The organism is Variovorax sp. V15 (genome assembly GCF_041154425.1).
GTDB lineage: Bacteria > Pseudomonadota > Gammaproteobacteria > Burkholderiales > Burkholderiaceae_C > Variovorax > Variovorax guangxiensis.
Window position 1 is genome coordinate 5616200 of record NZ_AP028659.1, and the last position, 15827, is coordinate 5632026.

General features: G+C 69.5%; 14 protein-coding genes. 10 read left to right on the plus strand and 4 right to left on the minus strand.

Annotated features, from left to right (window positions below; all coding sequences use genetic code 11):
* Positions 1-13: 13 nt before the first annotated feature.
* The gene (locus tag ACAM57_RS26745; protein WP_184634843.1) at positions 14-331 is read right to left on the minus strand and encodes a DUF2917 domain-containing protein; all 318 of its coding nucleotides are present in this window, start codon (positions 329-331) and stop codon (positions 14-16) included.
* Between the two features lie 170 nt (positions 332-501).
* Here ACAM57_RS26745 and ACAM57_RS26750 point away from each other — a divergent pair, with 170 nt between their 5' ends.
* A complete protein-coding gene (locus ACAM57_RS26750) occupies positions 502-1485 on the plus strand; it encodes a LysR substrate-binding domain-containing protein (RefSeq protein ID WP_369659547.1) in 984 nt (327 codons plus the stop codon).
* Between the two features lie 137 nt (positions 1486-1622).
* On the opposite strand, the gene ACAM57_RS26755 is transcribed toward ACAM57_RS26750, so the two are convergent.
* Positions 1623-2240: a 5-formyltetrahydrofolate cyclo-ligase gene (locus ACAM57_RS26755; RefSeq protein ID WP_369659548.1), complete on the minus strand. Its 618-nt coding sequence runs from the start codon at positions 2238-2240 to the stop codon at positions 1623-1625.
* 9 nt (positions 2241-2249) lie between these two features.
* On the opposite strand from ACAM57_RS26755, the gene ACAM57_RS26760 reads away from it, so the two are divergent.
* The 3 genes from ACAM57_RS26760 (at position 2250) to ACAM57_RS26770 (ending at position 5627) form a co-directional block, all read left to right on the plus strand.
* Positions 2250-4280 (plus strand): transglycosylase SLT domain-containing protein, encoded by a 2031-nt coding sequence (locus ACAM57_RS26760; protein WP_369659549.1) that lies wholly within the window; start codon positions 2250-2252, stop codon positions 4278-4280.
* 15 nt (positions 4281-4295) lie between these two features.
* The gene (locus ACAM57_RS26765; RefSeq protein WP_184634836.1) at positions 4296-4829 is read left to right on the plus strand and encodes an MgtC/SapB family protein; all 534 of its coding nucleotides are present in this window, start codon (positions 4296-4298) and stop codon (positions 4827-4829) included.
* A 108-nt stretch (positions 4830-4937) separates the two neighbouring features.
* Positions 4938-5627 (plus strand): glutathione S-transferase family protein, encoded by a 690-nt coding sequence (locus tag ACAM57_RS26770; RefSeq protein WP_126021337.1) that lies wholly within the window; start codon positions 4938-4940, stop codon positions 5625-5627.
* A 30-nt stretch (positions 5628-5657) separates the two neighbouring features.
* On the opposite strand, the gene ACAM57_RS26775 is transcribed toward ACAM57_RS26770, so the two are convergent.
* The gene (locus tag ACAM57_RS26775; RefSeq protein WP_126021338.1) at positions 5658-6383 is read right to left on the minus strand and encodes an OmpW family protein; all 726 of its coding nucleotides are present in this window, start codon (positions 6381-6383) and stop codon (positions 5658-5660) included.
* Positions 6384-6544: 161 nt separating this feature from the next.
* On the opposite strand from ACAM57_RS26775, the gene ACAM57_RS26780 reads away from it, so the two are divergent.
* The 5 genes from ACAM57_RS26780 to otsA all read left to right on the plus strand — a co-directional run bounded on the left by ACAM57_RS26780 (position 6545) and on the right by otsA (position 13833).
* Complete coding sequence (locus ACAM57_RS26780) at positions 6545-7735, plus strand: multifunctional CCA addition/repair protein (protein ID WP_369659550.1); 1191 nt, start codon at positions 6545-6547, stop codon at positions 7733-7735.
* Positions 7736-7811: 76 nt separating this feature from the next.
* Positions 7812-9641, plus strand: coding sequence for a hybrid sensor histidine kinase/response regulator (locus tag ACAM57_RS26785; RefSeq protein ID WP_369659551.1), 1830 nt, complete (start codon positions 7812-7814; stop codon positions 9639-9641).
* An 84-nt stretch (positions 9642-9725) separates the two neighbouring features.
* A complete protein-coding gene (gene otsB / locus ACAM57_RS26790) occupies positions 9726-10532 on the plus strand; it encodes a trehalose-phosphatase (RefSeq protein ID WP_184634830.1) in 807 nt (268 codons plus the stop codon).
* Positions 10529-12451, plus strand: a complete 1923-nt coding sequence (locus tag ACAM57_RS26795; protein WP_369659552.1) for a glycoside hydrolase family 15 protein — start codon at positions 10529-10531, stop codon at positions 12449-12451. Before otsB ends, ACAM57_RS26795 begins: the two co-directional genes overlap by 4 nt.
* On the plus strand, positions 12448-13833 hold the full coding sequence (gene otsA / locus ACAM57_RS26800) for an alpha,alpha-trehalose-phosphate synthase (UDP-forming) (protein ID WP_369659553.1): 1386 nt from the start codon (positions 12448-12450) through the stop codon (positions 13831-13833). Before ACAM57_RS26795 ends, otsA begins: the two co-directional genes overlap by 4 nt.
* Before the next feature lie 16 nt (positions 13834-13849).
* Here otsA and ACAM57_RS26805 read toward each other — a convergent pair whose 3' ends face one another.
* Positions 13850-14182, minus strand: a complete 333-nt coding sequence (locus ACAM57_RS26805; protein WP_369659554.1) for a hypothetical protein — start codon at positions 14180-14182, stop codon at positions 13850-13852.
* A gap of 183 nt (positions 14183-14365) precedes the next feature.
* Here ACAM57_RS26805 and ACAM57_RS26810 point away from each other — a divergent pair, with 183 nt between their 5' ends.
* Positions 14366-15811 (plus strand): PLP-dependent aminotransferase family protein, encoded by a 1446-nt coding sequence (locus tag ACAM57_RS26810; RefSeq protein WP_369659555.1) that lies wholly within the window; start codon positions 14366-14368, stop codon positions 15809-15811.
* The last annotated feature ends 16 nt before the right edge of the window (positions 15812-15827 follow it).

Sequence of the window (15827 nt, forward strand, 5' to 3'; positions counted from 1 at the left end):
AGGACTGGAACGATCAGGCGTTGTCCCAGCTGTAGGTGGCGCCATAGCCATCCCACGCCTCCATCACGATGCGCTGGCCCGCGGCCACCATCAGCGACTCGCCGGGGGCGAGCACCAGGTCTTCGCTGGGGTTGGCGAGCGTGGCGTCGGGCGTGATCCACACGCGGCCCTGCTTCACGCGCAGGACGCTCGCCGCCCGCGCCTTCAGGCTCATCGCCTCGCCGGGAGCGATCTGCCATGCGCCGCGGCGCACTGCCGGCGGGACGGTGGCGGCGCGAGCCGGGACGGAGAGGGACGAGAGCGATTCGGTGGTGCAGACGGCGGTGGACATGGTGTAACTCCTTGGGGCTTTGCCGAGGCGCTTGACAGAAAGAGGCAATTGCGCAGTTCGGGAATGAATGATCGTTTGTGCGGCGTTGGCGGTCCAATGAAAACGAGTTAGCCTACTGATGCTGGTTTCGCATCAATTGACTGGCCGCGAGACGACCCGGATTCACACCCATGCAACATTCCCAGACCCATCTGCGCTCCCGCCCGATCTCCGCCGGGCATCTGCGCGCCTTCGAGGCGGTGGCCCGCCACCTGAACTTCCGGGCGGCCGCCGAGGAAATGGCGCTGACCCAGTCGGCCGTGAGCCGCCAGATCCAGTCGCTGGAAGAGGAAGTGGGCGTGGCGCTGTTCCTGCGCCACACGCGCGCGGTGGAGCTCACCAGCGCCGGCGCCCTGCTGCTGCTGGCGGTGCAGCAGTCGCTGCCGCGCATCGACACGGCCGTGCGCCAGATCCGCCAGAGCGCGGGGCGCCAGAGCGTGTCGCTGACCACCTTCGCCTCGTTCGCCTCGATGTGGCTGATCCCGCGGCTGGAGGCCTTCCAGCGCGACAACCCCGAGATCGACATCCGCATCGACGCCAGCGACGTGGCGGTCGACCTCGACGTGGCCGACGTGGACATCGCCCTGCGCTACGGCCCGCGCGATTCCATGCCCTCCGGCGCCGTGCGCCTGTTCGGCGAAACGCTCACGCCCGTGGCCAGCCCCTGGCTGCTCAAGAGCAGCCCGCCCATCAAGACGCCGGAAGACATGACCCGGTTCACGCTCATCGAGGCCGGCGACGCCCACCGCACGCACCTGGAATGGCTGACCTGGCGCCGCTGGTTCGAGGTGAACGGGCTGGAGCGCGCCCAGCCCAAGCGCTGGCTCTACTTCAACTACGCCTACCAGATGGTGCAGGCCGCCCTCACCGGCCAGGGCGTGACGCTGGCGCGCAGCTCGCTGATCGCCGAAAGCCTGGCCAACGGCGACTTGGTCGAGGTGCTGCCGCAGCACCGCATGGATTCGCCGATGTCCTACTGGATGATCGCCGGCCCGCGCAGCATGCAGCGCCCCGAGATCAAGGCCTTCTGCGACTGGCTGCAGCTGCAGGCCGTGACCACGCGCGAAACCATCGGCGAAGTGCCCGACCCGGATACCGTAGACGACCTCAACTGAGATTCAAGAAGAAGAGGAAGAGCGGCCCGGCGGCCTTTTCCAGGAACACCGCGGAACCGGCTTTGCCGGGCCGCAGGTGTTGCCCCCGGCGAGGGGGTTGGCGAAGCGACACGAAGTGCGCGAAGCCTGGGGGAGAGTCAGGCCACCGGCCAGACGACGCCGTTGTCGTTGAGGATGGCATCCAAAGGCAGGTCGTGCGCCTCGGGCTCGAAGTCCGGGACGAAGCCGTTGGTGAAGCCCAGCCCCACCGTGAAGGGCCGGGGTTCCAGCGCGGCCAGCGTGCGGTCGTAGAAGCCGCCGCCGTAGCCCAGCCGGTAGCCGCCGGCGCTGTAGCCCACGCAGGGCACGAACAGCAGCGTGGGCACGATCAGCTCGGTGTCCTTGGGCTTGGGGATGCCGTAGGCGTCCTCTTCCATCTGGCAGCCCGGGTACCAGGCGTGGAAGGTCAGGGTCTTGTGAACTTTGTCGATCACCGGCAGTCCGATGCGGCGGCGCTGCGGCTCTTCCATCAGCTCGCCGTCTTCCTTCCAGCGGTGCAGTGCGGGCAGCGGATCGAACTCGCCCTTGATCGGCCAGTAGGCACCGATCACTGTGTCGGGCCGGCCCACGAGCCAGATCCGCATCACGCGCTGCAGCAGGTCGGCGCGCGTCAACCGGTCGGGCATCGCAAGGCGTTGCTCGATGAGTACCTTTCTCAACTGTTCCTTAAGAAAACTCGCCGTTGCCGAGGTGTCGGCACCCTTTGACTTGTCCATAATCCCCCGATGCAGTTCCCAAGCATTTTGGCATCCAAGCGCAGCCATCCGCGCAATGCGGCTCCCGCGCTGGTTTTTTCCGCGGTCATCGCCTTCGCCGCACTGCTCTCGCAGCAGCCCGCCGCGGCCCAGAGCAACACCAATGACGACGTCCTGATCCAGATGAAGCAGGCCTTCCAGCGCGGCGACAAGGCCCGGCTGACTGCCCTGCTGCCGCAGGCCCGCGGCCATGCGCTCGAACCCTGGGCCGCCTACTGGGAACTGAAGGCCCGTCTACAGGAAGCCGCACCCAACGAAGTGCAGGACTTCTACGCCCGCTACCCCGGCACCTACCAGGAAGACCGCCTGCGCAACGACTGGCTGCTGCTGACCGGCCAGCGCCGCGACTGGGACAACTTCTCCGCCTCGCTCGACGGCTTCCGCATGGGCGACGACGCGCAGGTGCGCTGCTACGCGATCCTCGTCGACACGCTGCGCAGCGGCACTGCCACGCAGGCGCAGGCCGACGAGGTGCGCCGCAACTGGTTCGCCCAGAAAGACCTGGACGACGGCTGCCTCACCGCCGCCGACCGCATGACCGCCGCCCGGCTGCTGTCGACCAACGACGTCTGGAAGAAGGCCCGCCTGGCCATGGAGGCCAACCGCCCGCAGGCCGCGCGCGCCGCCGTCGCCATCGCCGCGCCCGACGCGCTGCCGCTCTTCGAGGAGCTCAACGCGAGCTCGGCCAAGTTCCTGACCGGCCGCGCCTTCGTGGCCGCCAAGTCGCGCAAGGAGCTGGTGGTGCTCGCGCTCATCAAGGTCGCCATGGCCGACCCCGAGCTGGCCGCCTCGCAACTCGACAGCAAGTGGGGCCCGATGCTCTCGGCCGAGGAGCGCAACTGGCTCTGGGGCACCATCGGCCGCGCCGCCGCCATCAAGCTGTGGCCGCAGGCCGGCAGCTATTTCGCCAACGTCACCAAGAACGGCGACCTCTCCGACGACATGCTCGGCTGGCGCGTGCGCGCCGCGCTGCGCGCCGGCCAGTGGAAGGAGGTGGTGCCCGCCATCAACGCGATGAGCGAGACCGCCCAGCTCGACCCCACCTGGGTCTACTGGAAGGCGCGCGGCCTGGCCAGTGCCGGCGGCGACGAACGCCGCGCCCAGGCCCGCGAGCTCTACCAGAGCATCGCCGGCTCGCGCGGCTTCTACGAGATGCTGGCGCTGGAGGAACTGGGCCAGCGCACCGTGGTGCCCACGCGCCCCGCCCCGCTCACCCCCGAAGAGAAAGCCGCCGCGCGCAGCAACCCCGCGCTGGCGCGCGGCCTCTACGCCATCGCCATCGGCCTGCGCCCCGAGGGCACGCGCGAGTGGAACTACGCCACCAACCTGCACGACAAGGGCGGCATGGACGACCGCGCGCTGCTGGCCGCGGCCGATTTCGCCTGCCAGCGCGAGGTGTGGGACCGCTGCATCAACACCAGCGAGCGCACCAAGGGCGTGGTCGACGTAGAACAGCGCTTCCCGATGCCCTTCCACGACACGGTGCTGCGCAAGAGCCAGGACATCGGCCTCGATCCGGCCTACGTCTACGGCCTGATCCGCCAGGAAAGCCGCTTCATCATGGACGCGCGCTCCGGCGTCGGCGCCTCGGGCCTGATGCAGGTCATGCCCGCCACCGCGCGCTGGACGGCCCGCAAGATCGGCATGACCGACTTCTCGCCCGGCCAGATCAACGACCGCGAGACCAACATCACCATCGGCACCAACTACCTGAAGCTTGCGCTCGACGACTTCGACGGTTCCATGGCGCTGGCGGCGGCCGCCTACAACGCCGGCCCCGGCCGACCGCGCAGCTGGCGCAACGGGCCGGTACTCGACGCCGCCATCTGGGCCGAGAACGTGCCCTTCAACGAGACGCGCGACTACGTGAAGAAGGTGCTGGCCAACACCACCAACTACGCCGCCATCATCAGCGGCCGGCCGCAGTCGCTGAAGGAGCGCCTGGGCCGCGTCGGCCCGCGCGATGCCTCCGAGCCCGAGCCGAACAAGGACCTGCCCTGAGCCCGGCGGCCTGAAATGAGCTGGCGCGACGAGGTCCTCGATACCCTCGCGTCCGAGTTCTCGGACGTGGGCGACGTCGCGCAGCTCACGCGCATCGTGCTGCGCCTGACGCTGGCGGGCGCGCTGGGCTTCGTGCTCGGCTTCGAGCGCGAGCAGCAGGGCAAGGCGGCCGGCGTGCGCACCCACATGCTGGTGGCGATCGGCTCGGCGATGTTCGTGCTCGTGCCGCAGCAGACCGGCATCGTGCCGGCCGACATGAGCCGCGTGATCCAGGGGCTGGTGGCGGGCGTGGGCTTCCTGTGCGCCGGCACCATCCTCAAGCAGGGCAAGGACGAGAGCCACGTGCAGGGCCTGACCACCGCCGCGGGCCTGTGGATGACGGCCGCCATCGGCATGGCCTGCGGGCTCGGCCGCGAGCTGACGGCCGTGCTCAGCGCGCTGCTGGCGCTCGCTGTGCTGGCTCTGGTGCCTCGCCTGGTGGACCTGATCGAGCGCGTGTCGGGGCCCAGGAAGCAGGACGAGAGCGGCAAGGACGGCGGCCGGCACTGAACGCGCGCAGCTGCATCAATTCGCGCCGCGTTCGGCATCAATCGCAGTCGGGCGCGCGGCTAGCATCGAAGGCTTTGTTTCACCCCCGCAACGGACCGGAGATCCCTCATGCGCAAGCTCTATGTCGGCAACAAGAATTACTCGTCGTGGTCCATGCGGCCCTGGGTACTGATGAAGCAGGCCGGCATCGAATTCGAGGAAGTCGCGGTGCGCTTCGACTCCTTCGAGGCCGATTCGCAGTTCAAGCACACCATCGGCGCGCTGAACCCGGTCGCCAAGGTGCCGGTGCTGGTGGAAGACGGCGGCCTCGTCATCTGGGACACGCTCGCCATCGCCGAATACCTCGCCGAGACCTTTCCCGAGAAGCATCTCTGGCCCCAGGCCAAGGCCGACCGCGCACGCGCGCGCAGCGTCTGCGCCGAGATGCATTCCGGCTTCGGCGGACTGCGCAACCATTGCGGCATGAACCTCGAAGCCTCGCTGCCCGAAGTGGGCGCGCGGCTGATGAAGGAAGTGCCCGAAGTCGCCAGCGACCTCGCGCGCATCGTGCAGATGTGGAGCGGCCTGCTCGACACCCACGGCGGCCCGATGCTGTTCGGCCGCGAGTTCGGCATCGCCGACGCCTACTTCGCGCCGGTGGGCACGCGCATCAGGACCTATGGCCTGCCGGTGCCGACGCACATCACGGCCTACATCGAGCGCGTGCAGGCGTTGCCGGGCGTGAAGGCCTGGATCGACGCAGGCCTGGCGGAGAAGGATTTCCTGCAGTTCGAAGAGCCCTACCGCACGGGGCGATAGGGCTTCAAACGCTGCAAGGGCGAGCCCGGATCAGAACCTGTAGGTTGCCGCCACGTAGGTGACGATCGGGTTCAGCTTCAGGCTGGCTTCGCTGGTGGCAACCGGCAGGCCGTAGATCGAGGTCGTCGTCAGCTTGGCCTTGGTCTTCAGCGGGATGTAGGAGACCGAGAAGGAGATGCCCCAGTGCTTGTCGAACTGGTAGGCGGCGCCCACGTTGATCACCGGTGCGAACTTGCTGTCCAGCTTGGCCGTGGTGTTGACCGCGAAGGGCGACTGGTGGAACTGCGAGGCCAGCGCGCTCTGCAGGTTCGGGGTCAGCTTGACGTCGCTGTACCAGACATAGGTGGCGCCCAGGCCCACGAACGGACGGAAGGCGTCGTTGCCTTCGTTGAAGAAATACTTGCCCAGGATCGTCGGGCTCCACTGGCGGGCCTCGCCGAGCTGGCCCACGCGCCCGAGGGTGCCGGTGCCGTTGAGCTTGAACTTGGGCGGCACGCCGAACACGCCTTCCACCGCCCAGTGGCTGTCGATGAAGTAGGTGGCGTTGAGGCCCAGGGTGTCGGAATCGCTCACGCTGGCGCCGGAACCGGCCAGGACGCTCTGCACGGGCGAGGTCACGGTCAGCGGCTTGCTCGAATCCTGCGGTGACAGATGGAACCACCCTGCGCCGACGACCCAGTCGCCGGCCTGTTGCGCCATGGCGCCGCCGGACGCCAGGGCGCCCAGAGCTGCCAGTGCAATCATTCTTTTCTTCATGATGTGAATCCTTTTGGTTGAATATCCCTCTGCGGATGCGGGCGTCGGCTGTGACCGCCGCTGAAGATCGCCCGAATGACGAACGATTGCCCGGTCTGCATCGCGAATTATCGAACGACCGTTCTATTTCTGACAGAGGGGAGTATCCCTAAACTGCGGCCATGAAAATCTTTCTCGTCGGTGGCGCACTGCGCGACCGCCTGCTGCAGCGCCCGGTGTCCGACCACGACTGGCTGGTGGTGGGCGCTACGCCGCAGGAGATGGTCAAGCGCGGCTACCTGCCCGTGGGGCGCGACTTCCCGGTGTTCCTGCACCCCGACACGCGCGAGGAATACGCGCTCGCCCGCACCGAGCGCAAGAGTGCGCCGGGCTACCGCGGCTTCACCGTGCATGCCGCGCCCGACGTCACGCTCGAGCAGGACCTGGCCCGCCGCGACCTGACCGTCAACGCCATCGCGCTGCCCGCCGAACTGGTGAGCGCCGATGGCCGCTTCGACCCCACGCCGGAAACGCTGGCCGACCCCTTCCATGGCCAGCGCGACCTGCGCGACAAGGTGCTGCGCCACGTGACCGACGCCTTCCGCGAAGATCCGGTGCGCATCCTGCGCGTGGCGCGCTTCGCCGCCCGCTTCGACGACTTCGGCGTCGCCCCCGAAACCATGGCGCTGATGCGAGAGATGGTCGCGGCCGGCGAGGCCGATGCGCTGGTGGCCGAGCGCGTGTGGCAGGAGCTCTCGCGCGGCCTCATGGAAACGCGCCCCTCGCGCATGTTCGAGGTGCTGCGCGAATGCGGCGCGCTGGCCCTGCTGCTGCCCGAGGTCGACGCCAGCGACCCGCTGCCGATGCGGATGGTGGACACCGCCGCCCGGCTGAAGACATCGCTGGCCGTGCGCTTCGCCTGCCTGGCCGGTGGCTTCGGCGGCGGCGAGGACAGCGTGGCCTCGCTGCAGGCGGTGTGCGAGCGCTGGCGCGTGCCGGTGGAATTCCGCGAGCTGGCGGAGGTGGTGGCACGCGAGCATTCGCACATCGACAAGAGCGGCGCGCTCGACGCCGCCGGGCTGGTCCGCCTGCTGGAGCGCTGCGACGCCTTCCGCAAGCCCGCGCGCTTCGCCGAGGCCCTGCTGGCCTGCGAGTGCGCGGCGCGCAGCCGTGCGGGCAGTGGCGTCGACGAAAGCGATACGCCCTGGCCGCAGCGCCAGCGGCTGCTCGCAGTGCTGGCGACGGCGTCGGCCGTGGTCACCGACGTGGTGGCCAGAGCCGCCCAGCAGTCCGGCGCCACGGGGCCGAAGATCGGCGAGGCCATCCACCGGGCCCGCGTCGAAGCCGTCGCGGCGTCGCCGGGCCAGGCCTGAGGTCGACCGGAGCCGGCCCTCCGGGGCATGACTTACGACACTTCCGTGCGCGAACCCGGCCGATAGCATCGGCCGTGTGAATGCCACCGCGCCGAAGCCGTCACATGAATCCGCCGATTTCCCGCGCCCGCCCGAGCCGGACGAACTGGGCCTGCGCGTGCTGCGCGAGCACGTGGCCTCGGTTTACGCGGCCTACAACGCGTCGGTGTTCGTGCACTTCGGCCTGGGCGCGGCGCTGGGCGCGGCCATGTACCTGCACCAGCCGCGCGCCTGGGTCCTGGTGTGGATGGCGGTGCATCTCTCGCTGGGCGTCTTCCTCTTCCTGATGCCGCGCTGGCACCCCGATGTGCCGCTGGCCGACACCAGGCGCTGGGCGCGCCGGCATTCGCGCACCGTCACCGTGGTGGGCGCGGCCATGGCCAGCGCGCCGCTGCTCTTCATCTCGCCCGGCGACCTGCCGGTGACCTCGGTCATCACGGTGGTCATCATCGGCAGCTGCGCGCGGGCCATGCAGCTGCTGTGGCCGCTCAAGCCCGCGCTGTACGGCTACACGCTGCCGATGATGCTGAGCCTGATCGTCGCGCTGGCCTGGCAGGGCGACGCGATGCATTTCTTCCTCGCGCTCTTCAGCCTGGGCTACCTGCTCTTCACGCTGCGCGTGGGCGGGCAGCAGCACAAGCTGCTGACCGACTCGCTGGTGCTGCGCTTCGAGAACGAGGCGCTGGCCGGCCAGCTCGGCACCCAGATCGCCGCGGCCGAGCGCGCGAGCGCCGAGAAGACGCGCTTCCTGGCCACCGCGAGCCACGACCTGCGCCAGCCGCTGCATGCCATCGCCCTCTTCGGCGCCGCGCTGGAGAACGAGCTGCGCGAGCACCACGGCGGGCGCAACGCGCAGCAGCTGATGCGCGCGGTGAATGCGCTGGGCAGTTCGCTGGACACCATGCTTGACGTGTCGCGGCTCGACGCGGGCGTGGTCACGCCAGCCATCGCGCCCGTCTCGCTCGATGCGCTCTTCCGCTCGCTCAACCACATGTTCGCGGCGCGGGCCGAGCAGCGCCAGCTGCAGCTGCGCGTGCGCGCCAGCGGCCTTTGGGTACACAGCGATGCTCAGTTGCTCTACCGAATGCTCTCCAACCTCGTCGACAACGCGCTGAAGTACACGACGCGCGGCGGCGTCGCCGTGCGGGCCCGCGCGCGCGGCGGCGTGGTGTGGATCGAGGTGTTCGACACCGGCATCGGCATCGCTCCCGAGCAGCAGGAGCGCGTGTTCGAGGAGTACTACCAGGTGCACAACCCGGGCCGCGACCGCGCGCAGGGGCTGGGCATCGGCCTGTCGATCGTGCAGCGCCTCTCGCGGCTGCTGCAGCACCCGGTGCGGCTGAAGTCGCAGACGGGCCGCGGCAGCCGCTTCCGGCTGGAGCTCCCGGCCGCCGAGGCGGTGGCGATGCCCGACGCCGGGCTGGCCGCGCCCGTGCGCACCACGGGGGTGCGAGGCGATCACGCGGCGCCGGCGGTGCACGGCCGCATCCTGCTGATCGACGACGAGGCCGAGATCCGCGAAGCCATGACCGGCCTCTTCCGGGCCCACGGCCTCGCGCTCGACGCCGTCTCCAGCGAGGCCGAGGCCGCCGAATTGCTGGGCCGGCCCGACGCGCACGAGCGGCCCTTCTCTCTTCTCATGTGCGACTACCGCCTCTGCGACGGCGAGAACGGCCTCGACGCGGGCATGCGCCTGCAGCGCCGCTTCGGGCTGCAGGCGCCGCTGCTGCTGGTGACGGGCGAGACCTCGCCCGACCGGCTTCAGCGCGTGCGCGCCTCGGGCATCCCGGTGCTGTTCAAGCCGGTGAACCCGGCGACGCTGCTGCGCGCGCTGGCCGAACTGGCGCCGGGGCCTCTCGCGCACTGACCGGCCCCCGCGCCGGGGCGGATCCAGGCACATTGGGCTTTGGCCGACATGCGCGGCGCGCGACGCGTGTTAAGGTTTTTCCCGATGCCAAAGTCCTCCAGCAACACGCAGTTGCCTCCTCCGTTGGGCCGGGACGCAGCCCTCTTTCTCGACTTCGACGGTACGCTGGTCGGGCTTGCGCCCACGCCTGAAGCCATCGAGATTCCACCGGCCCTCGTGCCCCTGCTGGACGACCTGCGCGACCAGCTCGGCGGCGCGCTCGCCGTGGTGTCGGGCCGCCAGATCGACTCCATCGACCGCTTCCTCGCCCCGCTGCGGCTGCCCGCGGCCGGCGAGCACGGCGTGCAGCGCCGCGATGCCCAGGGCCGCATGCAGGAGCAGCGCGCGCCCGACCTTGTACCCATCCTCGACATCGCCAACGAGCTCGCGCGCGTGCACGAAGGCCTGCTGGTGGAGCGCAAGCACGCCGCCATCGCCCTGCACTACCGGCTCGCGCCGCAGCTGGAGGCCGTGTGCCGCGACGCGATGTCGCGCGCCATCGCGCACGATCCGATGCTGGAGCTGATGCACGGCAAGTTCGTGTTCGAGGTGAAGCCCGCGGGCGTCAACAAGGGCATCGCCATCGACGCCTTCATGGCCGAGGCGCCCTTCGCCGGCCGCGTGCCCGTCTTCCTCGGCGACGACACCACCGACGAGAGCGGCTTCGCCGTGGTGCAGCCGCGCGGCGGCGTGGCCGTGAAGGTCGGCTCCGGCCCGAGCCTGGCGCAGCACCGCCTGGAATCGCCGCTGGCCGTGTATGAATGGCTGGTGCAGGCACGCGACCTGCTCGCCGCACGGCCACCGAAAGAAACCGCTAGCCAACCCGAAGAATCACCGAGGAGCCCCCGATGAGCGAACAACAACTGCCGGCGGCGCCCGAGGAACGCGCCGGCCAGGCGCTGGCGGGCGCGGCCGGCCCCGACGACCGCGCGCCGGTCGACGCGAGGGCGGCCGCCGCCCCGGGCAAGCGCGGCTTCGCTCCACCGGCCGAACCTTCGCTCAACGTGGGCGTCATCGGCAACTGCGCCTACAGCGCGCTCATCGACTCGCGCGGCCGCGCCGTGTGGTGCTGCCTGCCGCGCTTCGACGGCGACCCGGTGTTCAACGCCCTGCTGCACCCCGGCGAGGATGCGGGCGCATGGAGCATCGACATCGAGGACTTCGCGGAATCGAAGCAGTGGTACGAGCCGAACACGGCCGTGCTGCGCACGCAGCTCTTCGACAGCGCCGGCCAGGGTATCGAGATCACCGACTTCGCGCCGCGCTTCTACAGCCGCTCGCGCTACTTCCGCCCGCTCATGCTCGTGCGCCGCGTGCGGCCCATTGCCGGCGCGCCGCGCATCCGGGTCTCGCTCGATCCGAGGTTCCAATGGGGCGCCTCGGCGCCGGTGGAGGTCACGCGCGGCAGCAACCACATCCGCTACGTCGGGCCCGACGTGACGCTGCGGCTGAACACCGACGCGTCGATCTCGCACATCCTCTCGCGCCAGCCCTTCGTGATCTCGCGCGAATACAACTTCATGTTCGGCGTGGATGAGACGCTGATGGACGGCATCGCCGACACCGCGCGCCGCTTCGAGCAGGAGACCATTTCGTACTGGCGCGTCTGGAGCAAGCGCCTGGCCATTCCTTTCGAATACCAGGACGCGGTGATCCGCGCGGCCATCACGCTGAAGCTCTCGCTGTACGAGGACACGGGCGCCATCGTCGCGGCCATGACCACCAGCATTCCCGAGGCGCCGGGCAGCCAGCGCAACTGGGACTACCGCTACTGCTGGCTGCGCGATGCCTTCTTCGTGGTGCGCGCGCTCAATTCGCTGAGCGAAGTCGGCACCATGGAGGACTACCTTCGCTGGCTCGGCAACGTGGTGATCGGCTCGCACGGCGAGCACATCCAGCCGCTGTACGGCATCGGGCTGGAGCGCGAGCTGCCCGAATCCTTTGTCGACCAGCTGCCGGGCTACCGCGGCATGGGCCCGGTGCGCGTGGGCAACCAGGCGCAGGAGCACTTCCAGCACGACGTGTACGGCAACATCGTGCTCGGCGCGGCGCAGGCCTTCCACGACCACCGGCTGCTCAGCCGCGCGGGGCTGGCGGAGTTTCCGCACCTCGAGGCGGTGGGCGAGCGCGCGGTGGCCGTCTACGGCACGCCCGACGCCGGCATGTGGGAGCTGCGCACCCGCGCGCGCGTGCACACCAGCTCGGCGCTGATGAGCTGGGCCGCCTGCGACCGGCTCTCCAAGATCGCACGCACGCTGGGGCTGGCCGAGCGCGCCGCCTACTGGCACGGCCATGCCGCGCGCATGAAGGAGGAGATCCTTGCCAAGTCGTGGTGCGAGGAGCGCCAGGCCTTCGCCGAGAGCTTCGGCGGGCACGAACTCGACGCGAGCATCCTTCTGATGGTGGAAGTGGGCCTGATCGACGCGCGCGATCCGCGCTTCATCTCCACCGTCGACGCCATGGAGAAGACGCTGTGCGACGGTCCCTACATGCGCCGCTACGAGGCCGCCGACGACTTCGGCAAGCCCGAGACCGCCTTCAACATCTGCACCTTCTGGCGCATCGACGCGCTTGCCAAGATCGGCCGCAAGGCCGAGGCCCGCCAGATCTTCGAGACCATGCTCGCGGCGCGAAACCCGCTGGGGCTGCTGTCGGAAGACACGCACCCGGTCACGGGCGAGATGTGGGGCAATTTTCCGCAGACCTACTCGATGGTCGGCATCATCAACGCAGCGGTTCGGCTGTCCGCCCCCTGGGACTCCGCAATATGAGCCGCCTCGTCGTCATCTCCAACCGCGTGGCCGACCCGCGCAAGCCCGCCGCCGGCGGCCTCGCCGTGGCGCTGGGCGAGAGCCTGCAGCAAAGCGGCGGCCTGTGGTTCGGCTGGAGCGGCCAGATCATCGAAGGCGGCCCGACCGGCGAGGGCGAGCTGCACCGCCAGCAGGCCGGCAAGGTCACGCTGGCCACCCTCGACCTGAGCCGCGAGGACCACGACAGCTACTACCTCGGCTACAGCAACGACGTGCTCTGGCCGGTGTTCCACAACCGGCTCGACCTGGCCCACTTCGACGCCGGCTTCGTCGCCGGCTACCGGCGGGTGAACCAGCTCTTCGCGCGCAAGCTGCTGCCGCTGCTGAAAGACGACGACATCATCTGGGTGCACGACTACCACCTGATACCGTTGGCGGCAGAGCTGCGCGCCATGGGCTGCAAGCAGCGCATCGGCTTCTTCCTGCACATTCCGCTGCCGCCGCAGATCATCATCGCGGCCATTCCGCAGCATGCGTGGCTGATGCGCTCGCTGTTCTCGTACGACCTGATCGGCTTCCAGGCGCAGCAGGACGTGCAGCACTTCGAGCACTACGTGCGCAACGAGGCCGCCGGCGAGTACCTGGGCAACGACATGTACCGCGCCTACGGGCAGACGGTGCGCAGTGCCGCCTTTCCCATCGGCATCGACGTGGACGAGTTCGCGGCGCTCACGCATGCGAAGGAGTCGCGCGACATGTACGAGACCATGAAGCGCGAATACTCGCAGCGCCGGCTGCTCATGGGCATCGACCGGCTCGACTACTCGAAGGGCATCCCGCAGCGGGTGCGCGCGTTCCGCGAACTGCTGGCGAACTACCCCGAGAACCGGCGCAGCGCCACGCTGATCCAGATCGCCTCGCCCACGCGCGAGACGGTCGACGCGTACGCCGACATCCGGCGCGAGCTCGAATCGCTGTGCGGCGCCATCAACGGCGACTACGGCGAACTCGACTGGATGCCGGTGCGCTACATCCACCGCATGGTGGCGCGCAAGCGCGTGCCGGGGCTGTGCCGCGCTGCGGCCGTGGGGCTGGTGACGCCGCTGCGCGACGGCATGAACCTCGTCGCCAAGGAATACATCGCCGCGCAGGACCCGGCCGACCCGGGCGTGCTGGTGCTATCGCGCTTCGCCGGCGCCGCCGAGCAGCTGAAGGAAGCGCTGCTGGTGAATCCCTACGACACCCACGGCACCGCCGAGACGGTGCAGCAGGCGCTGCAGATGCCGCTGGAGGAGCGGCGCGAACGGCACCAGAAGCTGCTGTCGCGCATCCGCGAGCAGGACATCCACTGGTGGCGGCGCAGCTTCCTGGATGCGCTGCGCGAGGCGGCCAGCGAGCGCTGACTCCCTGGCCGGTCGCTCACCAGCCGGTCAGCAGCCGCACCAGGCGCATCACCGGCCGCGGCTGGGCAGGGGCGCCCGCCCTCGCGGCCATGGGCGCATGCACCCGCAGGTGCACCGGCGTCAGCGCCGACACCTCGATCCACCCGCCGTGCGGCAGGCGGTGCATGTCGCCTTCCTCGAGCAGCGTCTCGGTCATGAACACGGTCTCGCCGAACCAGCCCGGCGGCGACACCACGCGCGCGCTGCCTTCGGCCAGCTGGAGCCAGGCGCCGGCCTCGACCGAGGTGCGCAGGGACTGTCCGGGTTCGAGGACGATGGAATCGGGCGCTTGGGAGAGTGTGGTGATCATGGCGGCTACGTCGGCATAGGTGGGTTGGACGAGGCTTCATCGTAGGAATCCTGCTGCCCGGAAAACAGGCACACGCCATGGCTATTGCGACCGGAACAGCATGGCTGGAAACGCATCTGTTATGGTCGTTTTCCCAGGCAACTGCATCTGTTTTCGGATGCCCGATGCGGGGAACATCGATCCATGGACTCGCTACCGCTCTACCGCCAGCTTTCCGCGCACTACGTGGATGCGATCCACACCGGCTCGCTCAAGCAGGGCGACAAGCTGCCATCGCTGCGCAGCCTGATGCGGCTGCACGACATCAGCCTGTCCACTGCGCTGCAGGTCTGCCGCGCCATGGAAAGCGACGGCTGGGTCGAGGCGCGCGACCGCTCCGGGTATTTCGTGCGCCGGCCGCAGCGGCTGGCCATCGCGCCGATGGAAGAACCGGTGGCCGACGTGCCGCCCGACCCGGCGCAGTTCGTGAGCATGCGCGCGCGCATGGCCAACTTCATGGCGCGCGGGCGGCATACGGGCGTGAAGCTCAACTTCGCGATCGCCCGCGCAGCGCCCGAGCTGTATCCCGCGGAGGCCCTGCGCAACTCGATGACGCGCGCCCTGCGCCAGCGGCCCGAACTGCTGACCACCGCCTCGTCGCAGAAGGGCCACGAGCAGTTCCGCGAGGCCGTGGCGCAGCGCAGCCTGCGCATAGGCATGACGGTGGCGCCCGACGAGGTGCTGGTCACCAACGGCTGCATCGAGGCGCTGAACCTCGCGCTGCGCGCCGTCGCGAAGCCCGGCGACACGGTGGCGGTGGAGTCGCCCACCTTCTACGGCCTGCTGCAGGTGCTCGAGAGCCTGGGCCTGCGCGCGCTGGAGATCCCGACCAGCCCGCAGACCGGCATCTCGCTGGAAGCGCTGGACCTGGCCATCCACACCTACGACGACATCAAGGCCGTGGTGGTGGTGCCGCACCTGCAGAACCCCATCGGCAGCGTGATGCCCGACGGCCACAAGCAGCGGCTCGCGCACCTGTGCGAGAGCCACGGCATCGCGCTGGTCGAGGACGACACCTACAGCGACCTGGTGGAGACCGACGCGCCGCTGCGGGCGCTGAAGTCGTGGGACCGCACCGGCAACGTGATCTATTGCGCCTCGCTGCACAAGGTGCTGGCGCCGGGGCTGCGGCTGGGCTGGATCACCGCCGGGCGCTGGCATGCGCAGGTGGAGATGCTCAAGTACGCGCAGACCCGCAACAACGAGGCGCTGGCGCAGATCGCCGCCGGCGAGTTCATCGCGGGCGGGCGCTACGACCGCCACCTGCGCCGCCTGCGCGAGCGGCTGCACATGCAGCGCGACCAGACGGCCGACGCCATCGCCCGCTATTTCCCGGCCGGCACGCGGCTGAACCTGCCGCGCGGCGGGCTGCAGCTGTGGGTGGAGCTGCCGCAGCAGCGCTCGTCGGTGAACGTGTTCGACGCCGCGCTGCGCGAACAGATGCTGGTGGCGCCGGGCGCGCAGTTCTCGAACTCCGGGCGCTTCGACAACTACCTGCGCATCAACTGCGGCTGGCCGTTTTCGAAGGCGGTGGACGCGGGGCTGCGGCGGCTGGGCGAGATCGTCTCGGCGGTGCCTCCGCCACGCTAGCCGCCGGCGCTTCGGC